Origin of the sequence: Xanthomonas maliensis, from assembly GCF_009192945.1 — a bacterium.
GTDB classification, from domain to species: Bacteria; Pseudomonadota; Gammaproteobacteria; order Xanthomonadales; family Xanthomonadaceae; genus Xanthomonas; species Xanthomonas maliensis.
The window spans coordinates 142,589-157,946 of the sequence record NZ_NSET01000021.1; the positions used below are offsets into that span (position 1 = coordinate 142,589).

15 protein-coding genes are annotated in these 15,358 nt (G+C 67.3%); 9 read left to right on the forward strand and 6 right to left on the reverse strand.

Annotated elements, in window-relative coordinates; translation table 11 throughout:
* Nucleotides 1-16 precede the first annotated feature (16 nt).
* Nucleotides 17-901 (forward strand): EamA family transporter, encoded by an 885-nt coding sequence (locus tag CKY51_RS06270; RefSeq protein ID WP_031338527.1) that lies wholly within the window; start codon nt 17-19, stop codon nt 899-901.
* A gap of 26 nt (nt 902-927) precedes the next feature.
* Here the strand turns inward: CKY51_RS06270 and CKY51_RS06275 are convergent, their stop codons facing one another.
* The gene (locus tag CKY51_RS06275) at nt 928-2,253 is read right to left on the reverse strand and encodes a GTP-binding protein (protein WP_022970918.1); all 1,326 of its coding nucleotides are present in this window, start codon (nt 2,251-2,253) and stop codon (nt 928-930) included.
* 58 nt (nt 2,254-2,311) lie between these two features.
* Between CKY51_RS06275 and CKY51_RS06280 the strand changes: the two genes are divergently transcribed.
* Nucleotides 2,312-2,731 (forward strand): MerC family mercury resistance protein, encoded by a 420-nt coding sequence (locus tag CKY51_RS06280; protein WP_022970917.1) that lies wholly within the window; start codon nt 2,312-2,314, stop codon nt 2,729-2,731.
* A gap of 233 nt (nt 2,732-2,964) precedes the next feature.
* Here CKY51_RS06280 and CKY51_RS06285 read toward each other — a convergent pair whose 3' ends face one another.
* Both CKY51_RS06285 and CKY51_RS06290 read right to left on the reverse strand, forming a co-directional pair.
* Complete coding sequence (locus CKY51_RS06285) at nt 2,965-4,683, reverse strand: ExeM/NucH family extracellular endonuclease (RefSeq protein ID WP_152248999.1); 1,719 nt, start codon at nt 4,681-4,683, stop codon at nt 2,965-2,967.
* Nucleotides 4,684-4,758: 75 nt separating this feature from the next.
* Nucleotides 4,759-5,277, reverse strand: coding sequence for a c-type cytochrome (locus tag CKY51_RS06290; protein ID WP_031338521.1), 519 nt, complete (start codon nt 5,275-5,277; stop codon nt 4,759-4,761).
* A 276-nt stretch (nt 5,278-5,553) separates the two neighbouring features.
* Here CKY51_RS06290 and CKY51_RS06295 point away from each other — a divergent pair, with 276 nt between their 5' ends.
* The 4 genes from CKY51_RS06295 to CKY51_RS06310 are packed head-to-tail and all read left to right on the forward strand — an operon-like array spanning nt 5,554 to nt 8,468.
* A complete protein-coding gene (locus CKY51_RS06295; protein WP_031338520.1) occupies nt 5,554-6,198 on the forward strand; it encodes a hypothetical protein in 645 nt (214 codons plus the stop codon).
* Between the two features lie 13 nt (nt 6,199-6,211).
* Nucleotides 6,212-6,523, forward strand: coding sequence for a DUF3649 domain-containing protein (locus CKY51_RS06300; RefSeq protein WP_022970912.1), 312 nt, complete (start codon nt 6,212-6,214; stop codon nt 6,521-6,523).
* A complete protein-coding gene (locus CKY51_RS06305) occupies nt 6,520-8,136 on the forward strand; it encodes a PepSY-associated TM helix domain-containing protein (protein ID WP_022970911.1) in 1,617 nt (538 codons plus the stop codon). Before CKY51_RS06300 ends, CKY51_RS06305 begins: the two co-directional genes overlap by 4 nt.
* Nucleotides 8,133-8,468 (forward strand): DUF3325 domain-containing protein, encoded by a 336-nt coding sequence (locus CKY51_RS06310; RefSeq protein ID WP_022970910.1) that lies wholly within the window; start codon nt 8,133-8,135, stop codon nt 8,466-8,468. Before CKY51_RS06305 ends, CKY51_RS06310 begins: the two co-directional genes overlap by 4 nt.
* A 19-nt stretch (nt 8,469-8,487) precedes the next feature.
* Here CKY51_RS06310 and CKY51_RS06315 read toward each other — a convergent pair whose 3' ends face one another.
* From CKY51_RS06315 to CKY51_RS06325, 3 genes are all read right to left on the reverse strand, one after another.
* Nucleotides 8,488-9,015: an RES family NAD+ phosphorylase gene (locus CKY51_RS06315; RefSeq protein WP_022970909.1), complete on the reverse strand. Its 528-nt coding sequence runs from the start codon at nt 9,013-9,015 to the stop codon at nt 8,488-8,490.
* Nucleotides 9,012-9,386: a hypothetical protein gene (locus CKY51_RS06320; RefSeq protein ID WP_031338519.1), complete on the reverse strand. Its 375-nt coding sequence runs from the start codon at nt 9,384-9,386 to the stop codon at nt 9,012-9,014. The genes CKY51_RS06315 and CKY51_RS06320 overlap by 4 nt, the downstream gene beginning before the upstream one ends.
* Nucleotides 9,387-9,467: 81 nt before the next feature.
* A complete protein-coding gene (locus CKY51_RS06325) occupies nt 9,468-10,085 on the reverse strand; it encodes a TetR/AcrR family transcriptional regulator (protein ID WP_022970907.1) in 618 nt (205 codons plus the stop codon).
* 130 nt (nt 10,086-10,215) lie between these two features.
* Here CKY51_RS06325 and CKY51_RS06330 point away from each other — a divergent pair, with 130 nt between their 5' ends.
* The 3 genes from CKY51_RS06330 (at nt 10,216) to CKY51_RS06340 (ending at nt 15,313) form a co-directional block, all read left to right on the forward strand.
* Nucleotides 10,216-11,379 carry an isovaleryl-CoA dehydrogenase gene (locus CKY51_RS06330; RefSeq protein WP_022970906.1) on the forward strand — a complete coding sequence of 388 codons (1,164 nt, stop codon included), beginning with the start codon at nt 10,216-10,218 and terminating at the stop codon, nt 11,377-11,379.
* Between the two features lie 10 nt (nt 11,380-11,389).
* Complete coding sequence (locus CKY51_RS06335) at nt 11,390-13,000, forward strand: carboxyl transferase domain-containing protein (RefSeq protein ID WP_022970905.1); 1,611 nt, start codon at nt 11,390-11,392, stop codon at nt 12,998-13,000.
* A 285-nt stretch (nt 13,001-13,285) separates the two neighbouring features.
* Nucleotides 13,286-15,313, forward strand: a complete 2,028-nt coding sequence (locus CKY51_RS06340) for an acetyl/propionyl/methylcrotonyl-CoA carboxylase subunit alpha (protein WP_022970904.1) — start codon at nt 13,286-13,288, stop codon at nt 15,311-15,313.
* Nucleotides 15,314-15,358: the final 45 nt, after the last annotated feature.

Below are 15,358 nucleotides of genomic sequence, written 5' to 3' on the forward strand. Positions count from 1 at the left end.
CTTCAGCGTCCTGCCCATGCACTTCCTGGTCTTTGCCGTCCTTTGCAGCGTGTTGGTGTCGGTCCTGCTGAAGCTGGCGCCACGCCATCGCATCGACGCGATGCAGGCGATCGCCTGGAACTACGCCATGGCCAGCGTGCTGGCCGCACTGCTGCTGCGGCCATCGTTCGCTGCGCTGCGCGATCCGCATACGCCCTGGGGCGCGCTGTTTGCGTTGTCGCTGGCGCTGCCCGGAATTTTCCTGGTGCTGGCGGGTTCGGTACAACGCGCCGGCATCGTGCGCAGCGATGTCGCCCAACGGCTGTCGCTGCTGCTATCGCTGGCTGCCGCCTTTGTATTGTTCGGCGAAACCGCCAGCACGGAGAAACTGGCCGGCCTGGTCTTGGGCGTGCTGGCGATGGCCGGCATCGTGCAACGTCCACGCACGACCGCGCCGGCATCGGTTGCGCGCGGCAACGACGAGGTGCCAGCGCGCGCTTGGCCGTGGTTGCTCGGCGTGTGGGCCGGCTTTGCGTTGATCGATGTATTGCTGAAGACGGTGGCGCGCTCCGGCACGCCGTCGCTGACCGCGCTGACGCTGTGTTTTGTGCTGGCCTTCGTCTGGCTGCTGGGCGCGCAGTGCCTGCGTCCGCGCGCAGCGCGCCGGCCGGATCTCCGCAGCCTCGCTGCCGGCCTGCTGCTGGGCGTGCTCAACTTCGGCAATATCCTGTTCTACGTGCGTGCGCACCAGTCTCTTCCCGACAGCCCGGCCACTGTGTTCGCGACCATGAATATCGGCGTGGTCGCGCTCGGCGCCATCGTCGGAATTGCCGCCTTCGGCGAGCGCACCACGCCGGCCACCCGGATCGGGCTGGGGCTGTCAGTGCTGGCGATCGGACTCATCGCCTGGAGCGCGCGCTAAAGGCGCACGCTCCGGCGGCGGTCCGCTCAACGCGCCCAGTGCGGAAACGGGTCGGGCAAGTCCAGCCAACCGATCGGGCCTTGTCGCAATTCCTGGTCGCTGAGCAGGCAGGCATCCAGCGCAGCGCGCGTGCGCGGCGCATCCATGTCGACACCAATCACCGCCAGCTCCTGTCGACGATCGCCCCAGAGCGGGTGCCACAAGCGCTGCATCGCCGCGTATTCGCCGGCATCGCCGACCTCGTGCACCTCCGGCAGCGGTGCGGTCCAACAGCGGGTCTGCTGACGCTGCCAGCCGAGATCCGTGTACGGCAGCGGCGTCGGCCCGGTCTGTACCGGCTGGCCGACGCATTGCGCATCGACACGATGACGCGCAGCGAACCAGAAGCCGGCGGCATGGGTCTGGGTCGCCCCGCCCACGCTGGACAATTCGCCCACCCAATCCATGCGACTGGCCAGCCAGAAGAACCCCTTGCTGCGGATCACCTGCGGTAGACCACTGTGCACCAGTTGCGCGAACCGCTGCGGATGGAACGGCCGGCGCGCGCGGTAGACGAAGCTGGTAATGCCGTATTCCTCGGTCTCCGGGGTGTGCTCGCCGCGCAGTTCCTGCATCCAGCCAGGTGCCAGCTGGGCGCGGGTGAAATCGAAACGTCCAGTGTCCAGCAGGGCCGATAGCGGCACTTCGCCGCGCTGCGCCTCGACGATCTGTGCCTGGCGGTTGAGCGCGCGCAGCACGGCATGCAGGCGCGCGCGTTGGGCGGGGTCGATCAGGTCGCACTTGCTGATCACCAGCACATCGGCAAACTCGACCTGTTCGCCGAGCAGTTGCACCAGCCCGCGCGTATCGTCCGGACCGGCTTGCTGGCCGAGCTCGGCCAGCGTCGCGGCCGAGCCGAAATCGTCCAGGAACCGGCTGCCATCGACCACCGTCACCATGGTGTCGAGCCGGGCGATATCCGACAGGCTGAAGCCATCGGCATCGCGCACCGCAAAGGTGGCCGCCACCGGCATCGGCTCGGCGATGCCGGTCGATTCGATCAACAGATAGTCGTAACGGCGTTGCTCGGCCAATCGACGCACTTCCTGCAGCAGATCGTCGCGCAAGGTGCAGCAGATGCAGCCGTTGCTGAACTCCACCAGGGTCTCCTCGGTACGGCGCAGCGCAGCGCCGCCGTCGCGCACCAGTTGCGCATCGATGTTGACCTCGCTCATGTCATTGACGATCACCGCCACCCGCAGGCCCTCGCGGTTGTGCAGCAGACGGTTGAGCAGGGTGGTCTTGCCGGCACCCAGGAAGCCGGACAGCACGGTGACAGGCAGGCGCGGGTCGCGCGGCGGAGAAAGGGGCATACGCGTGGCCTCAGTGAAAAGTGTTACTCTATAACACTTGCGCCCTGGAGCACGATCGATGCGCCCCCCCACCGCCCTGCTGGATGGCTCGGCCATCGCGCTGTCCAGCCTGTGCCTGCTGCATTGCCTGGCGCTGCCGCTGCTGGCCAGCGCGCTGCCACTGTTGGGGACATGGAGCCAGGCCGAATGGGTGCACGTGGTGTTCGCCACCCTCGCCGTCCCGCTGAGTGGCTATGCTCTATGGAGCACCCATCGTCGCCAGGCCCTGCCGCTGGCGGTCTGGACGTTGGCGATCCTGGGATTGGCCGCTCTGGTGCTGGGTGCCAGCGAGCAGGTCCCGCCATGGCTGGAAACCCGCATCACCGTCGGCGGCAGCCTGCTGCTGGCCAGCGCGCATCTGCTCAACCTGCGTTGGCGTGGCCGGCCAGCGTGCCGGCACCGACCACGGTCAGGCGAGCGGTCCAGCAACCCGCGGTGACGCCACTGCAGCGGTGACGGGCATGGATTGCCGCGTAGCGGCAGCTTGGCGTCAGATCCATGCCACAGACGCCATGCGCGCCGGTCGGGAGGCCGTGCATCGCGACGACATCGTGTGGCAACGGCATGGGCGGCACAGGCAGAGGGCGCACCCCATCCACTCACCGTCGCGCAAGCGGCGCCACGTCGGTACCACGCAGGCGCGCCCTTCGGCACGCGCCTGCGCTGGGCGAGTTAGAGCGCGAAGCCCAACAGCAACGGATCGTGATCGGAACTGCGCCACGGGCCAGGCACGTTGCGTTCCGCGTAACCGGCATCGTCCATCGCGTCCGCGTTGACATGCCACTCGGCGGCGCCGCGCAACTGCTTGGCCATCGCCGGGCTCAGCAGCGCATGATCCAGCCGCCCACTCAGCCCGTTGTAGACGTAGCTGTAGGGCTGCCTGACCCCGGCGACCGCAAAGGCATCCTGCCAACCGCTGGCGCGCAGGCTGCGCACAGGGGTTTCCATCGCATAGGCGTTGAAGTCGCCGAGCATGACCGCCAGCCGGGTCTGCGCATGGGTCGGATCGGTCTGTAGCCACTGGTGCAGCCGCTTGGCCGACTCGGTGCGCGTGGCATTCCAGCAGGCCTGGCCATCGCCCTGGTCGGCATCGGCGCCACTGGCCTTGCCGCAGCCCTTGGACTTGAGGTGGGTCGCCACCATCACGAAGGTCGCGCCGCGCTTGCTCCGGAACGCCTGCGCCAGCGGCACGCGGCTATGGTCCTCAAACGGACCGCCGGTCAGGGTGGCCGGCGCGCCCACCGGAGTGACCTCGCCGCTGCGATAGATGATGCCGACCCGGATGGCGTCCTGGCCGGGACCATTGCCGGCATCGACGAAGTGCCAGTCCTTGTGCGGGCCGGCCGCGTTGAGCGCATCGACCAATTGCGCGAGCGCGGCGTCGGGCCCATAGCCGTCGTTCTCCAGCTCCATCAGCGCAGCGACATCGGCCTGCAACGGCACGATGGTCGCCACCAACTTGGTGAGTTGAGCATGGAATTGCGCCGGCGTGCGCGCGCCGCGCTTGGTCGGAAAGCCACCGCCGCGGCCATCGCCATTGAAGAAATTCTCCAGGTTGAACGAGGCGATACGCAGATCGCCCGCCACCTGCGGCGCGGCGGGTATCGGCTGCCGGGACAGCGTCAGCGGCGCCAGCACCTGGATACGGTAGCGGCCGTCGTAGCGTTGATCGACGATGCCGTCGATACCCTTGAGCAAGCTGCCGACCTGCAACTCGGCATCGCCAGGCAGGTAGCCGGCGCCCTTGGCCGCACGGCCACGCCGGCCATCGTCGAGCAACACCCGACGACGCGCCACATCCTGTTCTGCCTCCGCGAACGCAGGGCTGCCGATGGCCGCCACTTCGCTGGGTTGCCACAAGCGTCCACCGAAAGCAGCGACCAATTCGCCATCCTGCGCCAAGCGATCGCCACCGTTGAGCGTCAGCACCGGGATCCGCACATGCTCGCCCTCCAACGCCTCCCAGTTCGCCGGCGGGCCACTGAGCATGCGCACCGGGACCGGCTGGCCGCTGGCAAGCCGCTCGATCGTCTCGGCGTCCACCGTGGTCAGACTCCCATCGCCGCCGGCGCTCACCTCGCGCACGGTACCGACGATGCGCACGCGATCGCCCACGGCCAGTTCGGCATTGCCGGCACCGGTGACGAACAGACCGTGCGAGCGGCGCGGCTCGCTGCCGGGTTGCTGCACGAACAGCCCACCCAGACCGACGCGGGTATCGGCAGTCACGATGCCCTCCACCTCCACCCGCCGCCCATCGAAGGGACTGCGGGTGTCCTCGCCCTGCACGTCGGCGATGGACAGCCGCTGCGGCGCCGGATCGGCGGCATGGCAGAGTAGAGGACTGAGCAGGCTGATCAGGCCGAGCACGGCCAGCGAACGACGCACCATCAAAGACTCCAAAGGCTGGGAAGACAAACGCAAACGCCGCCCGGAAGGCGGCGTCTGGCGACACGGCTCGGGGGCTTACTTCAGGTTGGACAGCATCCAATCCACCGTGGCACGGACCTGCTCTTCGGTCAGCGCCGGGTTGCCGCCCTTCGGCGGCATGATGCCACCGTCCGGACCGGTGTAGCCCTCGATGGCATGTTTGTACAAGGTGTCCTTGCCCTGCGCGATGCGCGCATCCCAGTGCGAATGATCCAGCGTCGGCGCCTTGCCCACGCCATTGGTATGGCACGCCGTGCACAGGTTGTTGAAGATGGTCTTGCCATCGGTGGTGCCACCGTAGGCGGTCTGCGACGCGGCCTTGGCGAGCGCGGCCGCTTGTGCGGCGGCCTGTGCAGCGGCACCGGTGGTGCCGGCATAGACGGCGCCGGACGGTGCGATACGTTCCTGCACGCGCTTGGCGGCAGTGGGCGACACTTCGTCGGGGATCACGCGTTGCAGGTAGGCGGCCAGGGCGATCAAGCCCAGGGTGATCAGTACCAGCAATCCAATCACCATCGAGAATTTCTTCAGGAACTCGAGGTCGTAATTCCGCACGCGCTCACTCCTGGCTTATTGGTCGGGACCTCTGCTGACGCCGGAGTATAAGCACAGTGCGCACCGCTCCGACCACTGTTGCGGCGTGCAACGCACGTAAGCCGCACGGCGTGCGCATTACAGCGCATCAGACCGACACATCGGCACCGGCACCCAGCGGAAATTGCGGCAATGCCGCATGGTGCGCTGGTGTCGTTGCTGGAATTGCGTATCATTCCCAATAATCCCGGACCCACGCGCCGTGGCAGACCGGTCCCGTCTTTGGAGGAGCCCGCGATGAAATCCCTGTTGCTGTCCTGCCTGGCCTTGGCCAGCCTGAGCCTGTCCGCCCATGCGCATGAAATCTGGATCGAACGCGATGGCAGCGGCCCGGTGCGCATCTATTTCGGCGAGCCGGCGCAGGAAACGCTCGACCATGGCCAGGACGAGATCAAGCGCGTGACCAGACCCAGCGTGTTCGGCAGCGTCGGCAAAGCCGGCCCGCTGCAGCGCGGCAGCGACTACCTCACCGCGCCGCTGTCCGGTGCTGGCGATGCCTGGTTGCGCGACGACGCGGTGTTCGAGCCCTGGAAGGGCGAGTCCGGCAGCTACGAGGCGGTGAGCTATTACGCCCGCGCCGGGCGCACCACGCCCTCGGCCAAGCTCGACCTGGAGCTGGTGCCCACCGCTGCCAATGCCGACACGCTGAGCGTGCTCTACCGCAATGCGCCGTTGGCCAAGGCCGAGGTGACGCTCATCGATCCGCAGAAATGGCAGAAGACGCTGGTCGCCGACGCACAGGGCAAGGTGACGCTGCCTGCGCTGCGTTCCGGCCGCCACATCCTGGTGGTCAGCCACAAGGAACCGGTCAGCCGCGAGGTCGGCGGCAAGCCGGTCAGCCTGGTCCACCACATCAGCACCCTGACGTTCCTGGCCGAATAATCTCCGCCGCTCGATGTCCGCCGCCATGTCATCGTCGCTGCCCTGGTTCAAGCGCCCCTGGCTGGGCGTGCTTGCGCGCACGCTGGTGGCGATCGTTGGCGGTTATGCGCTGGCCAGCGCCACCAATCTGCTGCTGGCGCTGGCCTTGCCGATGCCACGCAGCGAAGCGGTGCTGACCAGCATGTTGGTCGGCATCGTGGTGTGCGCGTGTGCGCCGTTGTGGGCATTCGCCACCGCCAGCGTCTGGCGGGCATGCTGGGGGATCACCGTGCCGACGGCGATCCTGTTCGCGCTGGCCGCGTGGCTGCAACGGAGTGCCGCGTGAAACAGGGCTTTCGCCAGTCGATGGCCTGGCTGCATACCTGGACCGGCCTGCTGGTCGGCTGGGTGCTGCTGTTGATCTTCATGGGCGGCACGGCCAGCTACTACCGCGACGAGATCAGTCGCTGGATGCGCCCGGAGCTGCCCACCACCACGGTCAGTCAGCAGACCGCCTTGCGCAGTGCCGAGCGCTACCTGCAGACGCATGCCGCCGATGCGGTGAGCTGGAACATCACCCTGCCGGAGGCACGCAATCCGGTGCTGTCGATGTATTGGCAGAACCCTGCACCTGCGGCCGGTGCTGCGTGGGGTACGCGCGCAGCGTATGGCACGGCCATCGTCGATCCGGCCAACGGCGAGCCGATCGCCGCGCGCGACACGCTGGGCGGCGAGTTCTTCTACCGCCTGCATTTCGACCTGCATTACCTGCCAGTGGTGTGGGCACGCTACATCGTCGGCTTCTGCGCGATGTTCATGCTGGTGGCCATCATCAGTGGCGTGATCACCCACAAGAAAATCTTCAAGGACTTGTTCACCTTCCGCCCCGGCAAAGGCCTGCGCTCGTGGCTGGACTTCCACAATGTCAGCGCCGTCACCGCCCTGCCCTACCACGCGATGATCACCTACACCGGCATCGTGACCTTGATGTTCATGTACCTGCCATGGGGCATCAAGGCGCAGTACCCCGATGGCGAGATGCACTTCTACGAAGAGGCGGCCAATCGCGTTGCCGACACGCGCGCAGCGGCCGGCACGCCCGCGCGAATGCTGCCACTGGAGCAATTCGTCGAACGCGCACGCAACGATCTGCGTGGCGGGCAGATCGGGGGAGTGGCAGTCAGCGCCCCCAACGATGCGCACGCTGCGGTGGCAGTGATCCAGCGCGCCGACGCGTTATCGGTCGATGCGCCGTCGCTGCTTTACGACGCGGTCAGTGGCCAACGCCTGCAACGCAGCGGCGCACCGGGAGCGGCCAGCCAGACCCGCGGGGTCATGGTGGGCCTGCATGTGGCGCACTTCGCTGGCGGCGGCCTGCGCCTGCTGTTCTTCGGTTCCGGCCTGCTCGGCTGCCTGATGGTGGCCAGTGGCGTGGTCATGTGGGCGGTGAAGGAGCGTCCCCGGCACTTGAAGGCCGGGCGCATCGGCTTTGGGCTGCGCTTGGTCGACGCGCTCAACATCGGCACCGTCGCCGGCCTGCCGATCGCGTTTGCCAGCTTCTTCTGGGCCAATCGCCTGCTGCCGATCGCGTTGCCGGAGCGTGCGGCGATGGAAGCGCATCTGTTCTTCGTTGCCTGGGGCGGCGCGCTGCTGGCCGCCTTCGTCTGGCCGCGGCGAGCGATGTGGAGTTGGCAGCTGTATCTGGGCGCGGCCTTGTTCGCGCTGGTCCCGTTGCTCAACGCTGCGACCACCTCGATCCATCTGGGCACGACGCTGCCGGCAGGGCAATGGGCGCTGGCCGGCGTCGACCTGGTCTGCCTGGGCTTGGGCGTGTGCCTGGGCGTGGCCGGCTGGCGGCTGCACCGCTGGAAGGCCCCGCAACCGGCAGCCGCGCGGCGCGCGCGCGCAGCTGCCGCCGCCACTCCACCCGTCGACCTGCCGGCACAGGAGGGCGCATGAACGCGCTACCGGTCTTGGCATTGAATTTTTCCGCCCTGGTCGCGTTGTGCCTGGCGATGGACAAGCACCATGTGGAGGTCCGCGCACGCACACCGACGACCGCCGGCGCCAAGCGATTGCGGGCGCTGGGTTGGCTGGTGTTGTTGCTCGCCTTCGCCCTGGCTGTCCACGCGCAAGGCTGGGGGATCGGCAGCCTGCTGTGGCTGGGAACGCTGACCGCCACCGCGGCGTTGCTGGCGCTGTGGTTGCTGCCGTATCGGCGCAGGCTGATCGTGCCGGCAGCCGTCGCCGCACCGCTGCTGGCGGCGGTCACCACGCTGCTGTTGCGCTGAGCCACGCGGTCGCAGCGCCCTACGGCGCCTGCGGAGGAACCTCCCAGCTCCGGCCGTCGCGTGGCAGCCGACCATCGTCGAGCACCTGCAGCACGCGTTCGGGCGGCACCCTGTCCAGGAACAGCGCCACATTGACGCCACCGGCCAGCGCCACGCTGGGAAAGATCACGCCAGGGATATCGGCCTCGCGCAGCAGGTCGCCCAACACCCAACTGACCGGCTCGACCTTGTTGACCAGCGCCTTGCGCCAATCCTCGGCCCAGTCGGCCCACAGCGGGTCCCAGTCGGCATCGAGCAGCCGCAGATCGGCCAGCGCCGGCAACTGCGCGGCATAGGTCACCAGGGTGAACGGCGGCAGGAACGGTGCCGCTTGCCCATATTCGGCGGCGGCGGTTTGCAGCTCCATCGCAAGGTAAAGGGCAGGTTGTCCAAAGCGATTGAAGCGCCCGCCCGAGCGCGCCGCACCGGCACCGCTCAGCGGCTCGGCGGCCCAACGCGGGGTGAAGGCGCGATACAGCGTGCACGCGGCCGGGGCGCTCAGCCTCAACCAGCGGCTCCCGCAGCCACGGTGCGCAGATAGGTCAAGGCGTCGTCGGTACGGCCCTGCTTGACGACTTCCAGCAAGGTGGCGAATTCGAACGCGGGAATCGGCGTGTTCTTGAGATGGAAGACCAGCTGGCGCTCGTCCGGTTGAATCTGTGCCATGGCCACCAGCAAGCGCGATAGATTGCGCAGCAAGTCCTGCACGCGTGGACTCTCCGGATGCACTCGCAGACTATTGCGATGCACACCGGCCAGCTCGGCCAGTTCCTGTTGCGACAGGTCCAGCAAGCCGGCCATCGCGGTCGGCGACAGGATGGTCCGGCCAGGAACGCGTAGGCGCTCGGTCAAGGCCAGAGGATTGAGGACGGCAACCATGTGCGGCTCCCTTGTTTTGCACAGTATACGCACATTAATCGGAAACAAGAACGCACAGCGCCAACCGGGGTCAGCCGCGACTTAGCGTCCTTCGCTGGCGCCGACCGCGCGCAGGCAGAACCCGCAGATGGCCTCCACCAATTGATCGCCCTGCTGGCGATCGCCACGGCTGGGCGCGATCGGGCCGACCAGGGCCTCGGTAAAGGCACCAACGATGCAAGCAGCCGCCGCATCCAGCGGCTGCTCGGCGAACTCGCCGGTATCGACACCCTCGGCAAGCAGATTGCGGAACACCTCGCCAAACAGCCGTCGGCCGCGGATGCGCTCGGCATCGACCTCGCCCTCCACCGGTTCGGCGATGAAGGCGTAGGCCAACGCCGGGCCGGCCAGGGCACGCCGCACGAAGGTCGCGATCGCCAGCCGCAGGCGTGCGCTGGCACTGCCAGGCTGCTGCACGATAGCGCCCAACACGGTCAGCTCGTGCTGGACGGCCGCATTGAGAACTTCGACGAACAAGTCAGCTTTTGACGGAAAATGACGATAGATCTGCCCGGTGGACACCCCGGCAGCCGCCGCGACCGCGGTGATGGGAGCATTGCGGTAGCCGCCGGCGGCGATCAACCCGCGCGCCGCGCGCAGGATGCGCTCGCGATTGCCGGCCAGGCGTTCTTCCATCAGGGCGGAGCGTCGATAAGCCATAGGTGTGATTTGTAGTTCAATTTTTGAATTTTAGTTCACTTTTTTTTCCAGGACCGCTACGCTGCGCACAACGCCGCGCGGTCACCACCGCCTCCCTCCGGCACGTCCCGCATCCTTGTGGAGTCGCTGTATGCATGTGCCGTCCCTGAATTTCGAGCTGGGCGAGGAGATCGATCTGCTGCGCGAAAGCGTGGCGGCCTTCGCCAGCCACCATATCGCCCCGCTTGCCGAAGCGGCCGATCAGGACAACCAATTCCCTACCCCGTTGTGGCGCCAGCTCGGCGAACAAGGGCTGCTCGGGCTGACCGTCGAAGACACCTATGGCGGCAGCGGCATGGGTTACCTCGCCCATGTGGTGGCGATGGAGGAGATCTCCCGCGCCAGCGGCGCGATCGGTCTGTCCTACGGCGCCCACTCCAACCTGTGCCTCAACCAGTTGCGCAAGAATGCCAGCGATGCGCAGAAGCAGCGCTATCTGCCCAAACTGTGCAGCGGCGAGCACGTCGGCGCGCTGGCGATGAGCGAGACCGGTTCCGGATCGGACGTGGTGTCGATGAAGTTGCGCGCCGAGACGCGCGGCGACCGCTACGTGCTCAACGGCAGCAAGATGTGGATCACCAATGGTCCCGATGCCGACGTCCTGGTGGTGTACGCCAAGACCGATCCGAGCGCCGGTGCCCGCGGCATCACCGCCTTCATCATCGAAAAAGGCATGGCCGGCTTTTCCACCGCACAGAAGCTGGACAAGCTGGGCATGCGCGGCTCCAACACCTGCGAGCTGGTGTTCGACGAGTGCGAGGTACCGGCCGAGAACGTGCTGGGCGCGGTCAACGGCGGCGTACGCGTGCTGATGTCCGGGCTGGATTTCGAGCGCGTGGTACTGGCCGGTGGCCCGCTCGGGCTGATGTCCGCTGCCATGGACGTGGTGCTGCCCTACATCCATGAGCGCAAGCAGTTCGGCCAACCGATCGGCAGCTTCCAGCTGATGCAGGCCAAGCTGGCCGACATGTACGTGGGCCTCAATGCCTGCCGTGCCTACGTCTACGCCGTGGCGCGCTCCTGCGATGCCGGCCGCACCACCCGCCAGGACGCCGCTGGCGCCATTCTCTACGCTGCCGAGAAGGCCACCTGGCTGACCGGCCAGGCGATCCAGATCCTGGGCGGCAACGGCTACATCAACGATTATCCCACCGGGCGCCTGTGGCGCGATGCCAAGCTGTACGAAATCGGCGCCGGCACCTCGGAGATCCGCCGCATGCTGATCGGCCGCGAGCTGTTCGAACGCACCGCCTGACGGAGGTCCCATGAGCGTGATCACCAGCCAGCTGCAGGTCGGCAGCGACAGCTTCCAGCACAACGCCGCCGCATTGCGCACCGTCGTGGAGGATTTGCGCCGCACGCTGGCGCAGACCGCGCTCGGCGGCAGCGAGGCCGCGCGTGCCAAACACACCGCGCGCGGCAAGCTGCTGGCGCGCGAGCGCATCGACGCACTGCTGGATCCAGGCAGTGCACTGCTGGAAATCGCCGCACTGGCAGCACATGGCATGTACGACGATCAGGTCCCCTGTGCCGGCGTGGTGGCTGGCATCGGCCGGGTGAGCGGCGTCGAATGCGTGATCGTGGCCAACGACGCCACCGTCAAGGGCGGCACCTACTATCCGATGACGGTCAAGAAACATCTGCGCGCGCAGGAGATCGCCCAGCAGAACCGCCTGCCCTGCATCTACCTGGTCGACTCCGGTGGCGCCTTCCTGCCGCTGCAGGACGAGGTGTTTCCCGATCGCGACCATTTCGGGCGGATCTTCTACAACCAGGCCACGCTGTCGGCGCAGGGCATTCCGCAGATCGCCTGCGTCATGGGGTCGTGCACGGCCGGCGGCGCGTATGTCCCGGCGATGAGCGACGAGACGGTGATCGTCCGCGAGCAGGGCACCATCTTTCTCGGCGGCCCGCCGCTGGTGAAGGCGGCGACCGGCGAGGAAGTCAGTGCGGAGGAGTTGGGCGGCGCCGATGTGCACACGCGTATTTCCGGCGTTGCCGATCACTTCGCCGAGAACGACCTGCAGGCGCTGGCGCGCGTTCGCGCCATCGTCGCCAACCTCAACTGGCGCAAGCCCGCCGCTCCGCTGGCGGTGCGCGCACCATTGCCGCCGCGCTATGCAGCCGAAGAACTGTACGGCGTGATTCCCGCCGATACGCGCAAGCCGTTCGACGTGCGCGAGGTGATCGCCCGCATCGTCGACGATTCGCGCCTGGACGAGTTCAAACCACGCTACGGCAGCACCCTGGTCACTGGCTTCGCCCACCTGCATGGCTACCCGGTCGGCATCGTCGCCAACAACGGCATCCTGTTCTCCGAATCGGCGCTCAAGGGGGCGCACTTCATCGAGCTGTGCAGCCAGCGCGGCATTCCGCTGGTGTTCCTGCAGAACATCACCGGCTTCATGGTCGGTCGCAAGTACGAACACGGCGGCATCGCCAAGGATGGCGCCAAGTTGGTGATGGCGGTGGCCTGCGCGCAGGTGCCCAAGTTCACCGTGGTGATCGGCGGCTCATTCGGTGCCGGCAACTACGGCATGTGCGGTCGCGCCTATTCGCCGAATTTCCTGTGGATGTGGCCGAACGCGCGCATCGGCGTGATGGGCGGAGAGCAGGCGGCAAGCGTGCTGGCCACGGTGCGCCGCGACGGCATCCAGGCCAAGGGCGGCGGATGGTCGGCGGAGGAGGAGGACGCCTTCAAGGCGCCCATCCGCGAACAGTTCGAACAGCAAGGCCACCCTTACTACGCCAGCGCACGGCTATGGGACGACGGCGTCATCGACCCGGCCGACACCCGGCGCGTGCTGGCCCTGGGCTTGTCGGCTGCCTTGAATGCGCCGATCGCAGCCACGCGCTTCGGCGTGTTCCGGATGTGAGGCGATGGAGCCCGCACGCAGGCCGGCTTGCTTCTGCGCGCGCAGTGTGCGGCTTGCCGCCGTCGCAACCCACCGCCACGACGGCTGCGCGTCGATTGCGGCCGCCGGTTCATCGGCGCGCGCCTGCGACCAGCGGCTGATACGTCGGCAGCGCGCCGGTAGAAGCCAAGCATTCCAGCACGCCACACCGGCACACGCTTTAGTCGCGACACCGACCTTCCCGACCCGCCGACCGACCGGTCGCCAGATCATCCGCCATTGCGGCGACTTGCCGAGATCCTGCTCATGACCGCGCATGCTTCCACCGGCTCCAGCGACCCGCGCTACTTCGCCAAGGTGCTGATCGCCAATCGGGGCGAGATCGCCTGCCGCGTCATCGCCACCTGCCGCAAGCTGGGCATCGCCACGGTGGCGGTGTACTCGGATGCGGACCGCGATGCGCGCCACGTGCGGCTGGCCGACGAAGCCGTGCACATTGGCGCCTCGCCTGCACAGCAGAGCTATTTGCGCGCCGAGGCGATCCTGGCTGCCGCGCGCGCCACCGGCGCGCAGGCCATCCATCCTGGCTATGGCTTTCTGTCGGAAAACGCCGACTTCGCTGAGGCCTGCGCGCAGGCCGGGGTCGTGTTCATCGGACCACCGCCGGCGGCGATTCGCGCCATGGGCGACAAGAGCGCAGCCAAGGCACTGATGCAGCAGGCCGGCGTCCCGCTGACGCCGGGCTACCACGGTCACGAACAGGCGCCGGCGCATCTGCGCGCGCAGGCCGATGCAATCGGCTATCCGGTGTTGATCAAGGCCAGTGCCGGCGGCGGCGGCAAGGGCATGCGCCGGGTCGATGCCGGCGAGGCGTTCGAGGAGGCCCTGGCCAGCTGCCAGCGCGAGGCGCAGTCGGCGTTCGGCAACGCACACGTGCTGGTGGAGAAATACGTCGAACGTCCGCGTCATATCGAGATTCAGGTGTTCGGCGATACCCATGGCGAGGTGGTGTATCTGTTCGAGCGCGACTGCTCGGTGCAGCGACGCCATCAAAAGGTGCTGGAGGAAGCGCCCGCCCCAGGCATGAGCCAAGCACGACGCGCGGCCATGGGCCAGGCCGCGGTCGATGCCGCACGTGCGGTCGGCTACGTCGGCGCGGGCACGGTGGAATTCATCGTCGGCCCAGACGGCGGGTTCTATTTCATGGAAATGAACACCCGGCTGCAGGTCGAGCACCCGGTCACCGAACTGATCACCGGCACCGACCTGGTCGAGTGGCAGCTCCGGGTGGCGGCTGGCTTGGCCCTACCCTGCGCGCAGCAGGATCTGCAGATCCACGGTCATGCCATCGAAGCGCGTCTGTATGCCGAGGACGCCGATCGTGGCTTCCTGCCCTCGATCGGCAGCTTGCGCCAGCTGCAGTTGCCCAACGAGAGCCGGCATGTCCGCGTCGATGCCGGCGTCGCGCAGGGCGACACCATCAGCCATTACTACGATCCGATGATCGCCAAGTTGATCGTGTGGGATCACGACCGCTCCGCTGCGCTGGCGCGGATGCGCGCCGCATTGGCGCAGTTCCATGCAGTGGGCGTGACCACCAACGGGGCATTTCTGTCGCGGCTGGTCGCAACCGATTCCTTCGCGTCCGCCAATCTGGACACCGCCCTGATCGAGCGCGAACACGCCGTCCTGTTTCCCGAAGCGCGCAGCCCCGACAGCGCATGGTGGTGCCTGGCGGCGGTGTTGATTGCCGATGCATTGCCGGCGGCGGCAGTTGATCCGGCCGATCCGTACTCGCCGTGGCAGCATCATGATGGGTGGCGCATCGGTGCGCATGCGGCGCAGCGGGTGATCCTGGAGGCAAACGGCGAGCGCCGCTCACTCGATGTGCGCCGACATGCCAATGACTGGCACGTCACCTCGGCAAGCGAAACGCATACATTGCGCTACCACTTGCATGGCACAGCGCTGCGCGTGGAGATGGACGGCCGGCAATGGCACGCGCAGGCGTTACGCGATGACACCCTGCTGACCCTGGTCGGCGAACGCCAACGCGCAGCCTTCCGACACCACGATGCGCTGCTGGAAGCCGATCAACCCGCGCAGGACCAGGGTGGGCTGACCGCGCCGATGCCAGGCCGGATCGTTTCGCTGGCCGCAGCGGTGGGTCAGCCAGTCGCCCGTGGACAGGCCCTGGTGGTACTGGAAGCGATGAAAATGGAGCACACCCTGCATGCACCCAGCGATGGCACCGTGCAGGCGTACCTGGTGGCCGAAGGCGATCTGGTGGCCGACGGTGCGGCGCTGGTGGAATTTGTGTCCACCTCTGCGTAACGGCGCATGCGAGGGTGACCAACGGCACGTTCGCCTGCGCGCGTG

Excerpts from the sequence above, each read along its gene's own strand:
- CKY51_RS06300 (WP_022970912.1), top strand. The coding sequence starts at position 6,212 with ATGTCCGCCGCCATGTCATCGTCGCTGCCCTGGTTCAAGCGCCCCTGG.
- CKY51_RS06340 (WP_022970904.1), top strand. The coding sequence starts at position 13,286 with ATGACCGCGCATGCTTCCACCGGCTCCAGCGACCCGCGCTACTTCGCC.
- CKY51_RS06330 (WP_022970906.1), top strand. The coding sequence starts at position 10,216 with ATGCATGTGCCGTCCCTGAATTTCGAGCTGGGCGAGGAGATCGATCTG.
- CKY51_RS06295 (WP_031338520.1), top strand. The coding sequence starts at position 5,554 with ATGAAATCCCTGTTGCTGTCCTGCCTGGCCTTGGCCAGCCTGAGCCTG.
- CKY51_RS06270 (WP_031338527.1), top strand. The coding sequence starts at position 17 with ATGCACTTCCTGGTCTTTGCCGTCCTTTGCAGCGTGTTGGTGTCGGTC.
- CKY51_RS06320 (WP_031338519.1), bottom strand. The coding sequence starts at position 9,386 with ATGGTTGCCGTCCTCAATCCTCTGGCCTTGACCGAGCGCCTACGCGTT.
- CKY51_RS06335 (WP_022970905.1), top strand. The coding sequence starts at position 11,390 with ATGAGCGTGATCACCAGCCAGCTGCAGGTCGGCAGCGACAGCTTCCAG.
- CKY51_RS06310 (WP_022970910.1), top strand. The coding sequence starts at position 8,133 with ATGAACGCGCTACCGGTCTTGGCATTGAATTTTTCCGCCCTGGTCGCG.
- CKY51_RS06325 (WP_022970907.1), bottom strand. The coding sequence starts at position 10,085 with ATGGCTTATCGACGCTCCGCCCTGATGGAAGAACGCCTGGCCGGCAAT.
- CKY51_RS06285 (WP_152248999.1), bottom strand. The coding sequence starts at position 4,683 with ATGGTGCGTCGTTCGCTGGCCGTGCTCGGCCTGATCAGCCTGCTCAGT.
- CKY51_RS06280 (WP_022970917.1), top strand. The coding sequence starts at position 2,312 with ATGCGCCCCCCCACCGCCCTGCTGGATGGCTCGGCCATCGCGCTGTCC.
- CKY51_RS06275 (WP_022970918.1), bottom strand. The coding sequence starts at position 2,253 with ATGCCCCTTTCTCCGCCGCGCGACCCGCGCCTGCCTGTCACCGTGCTG.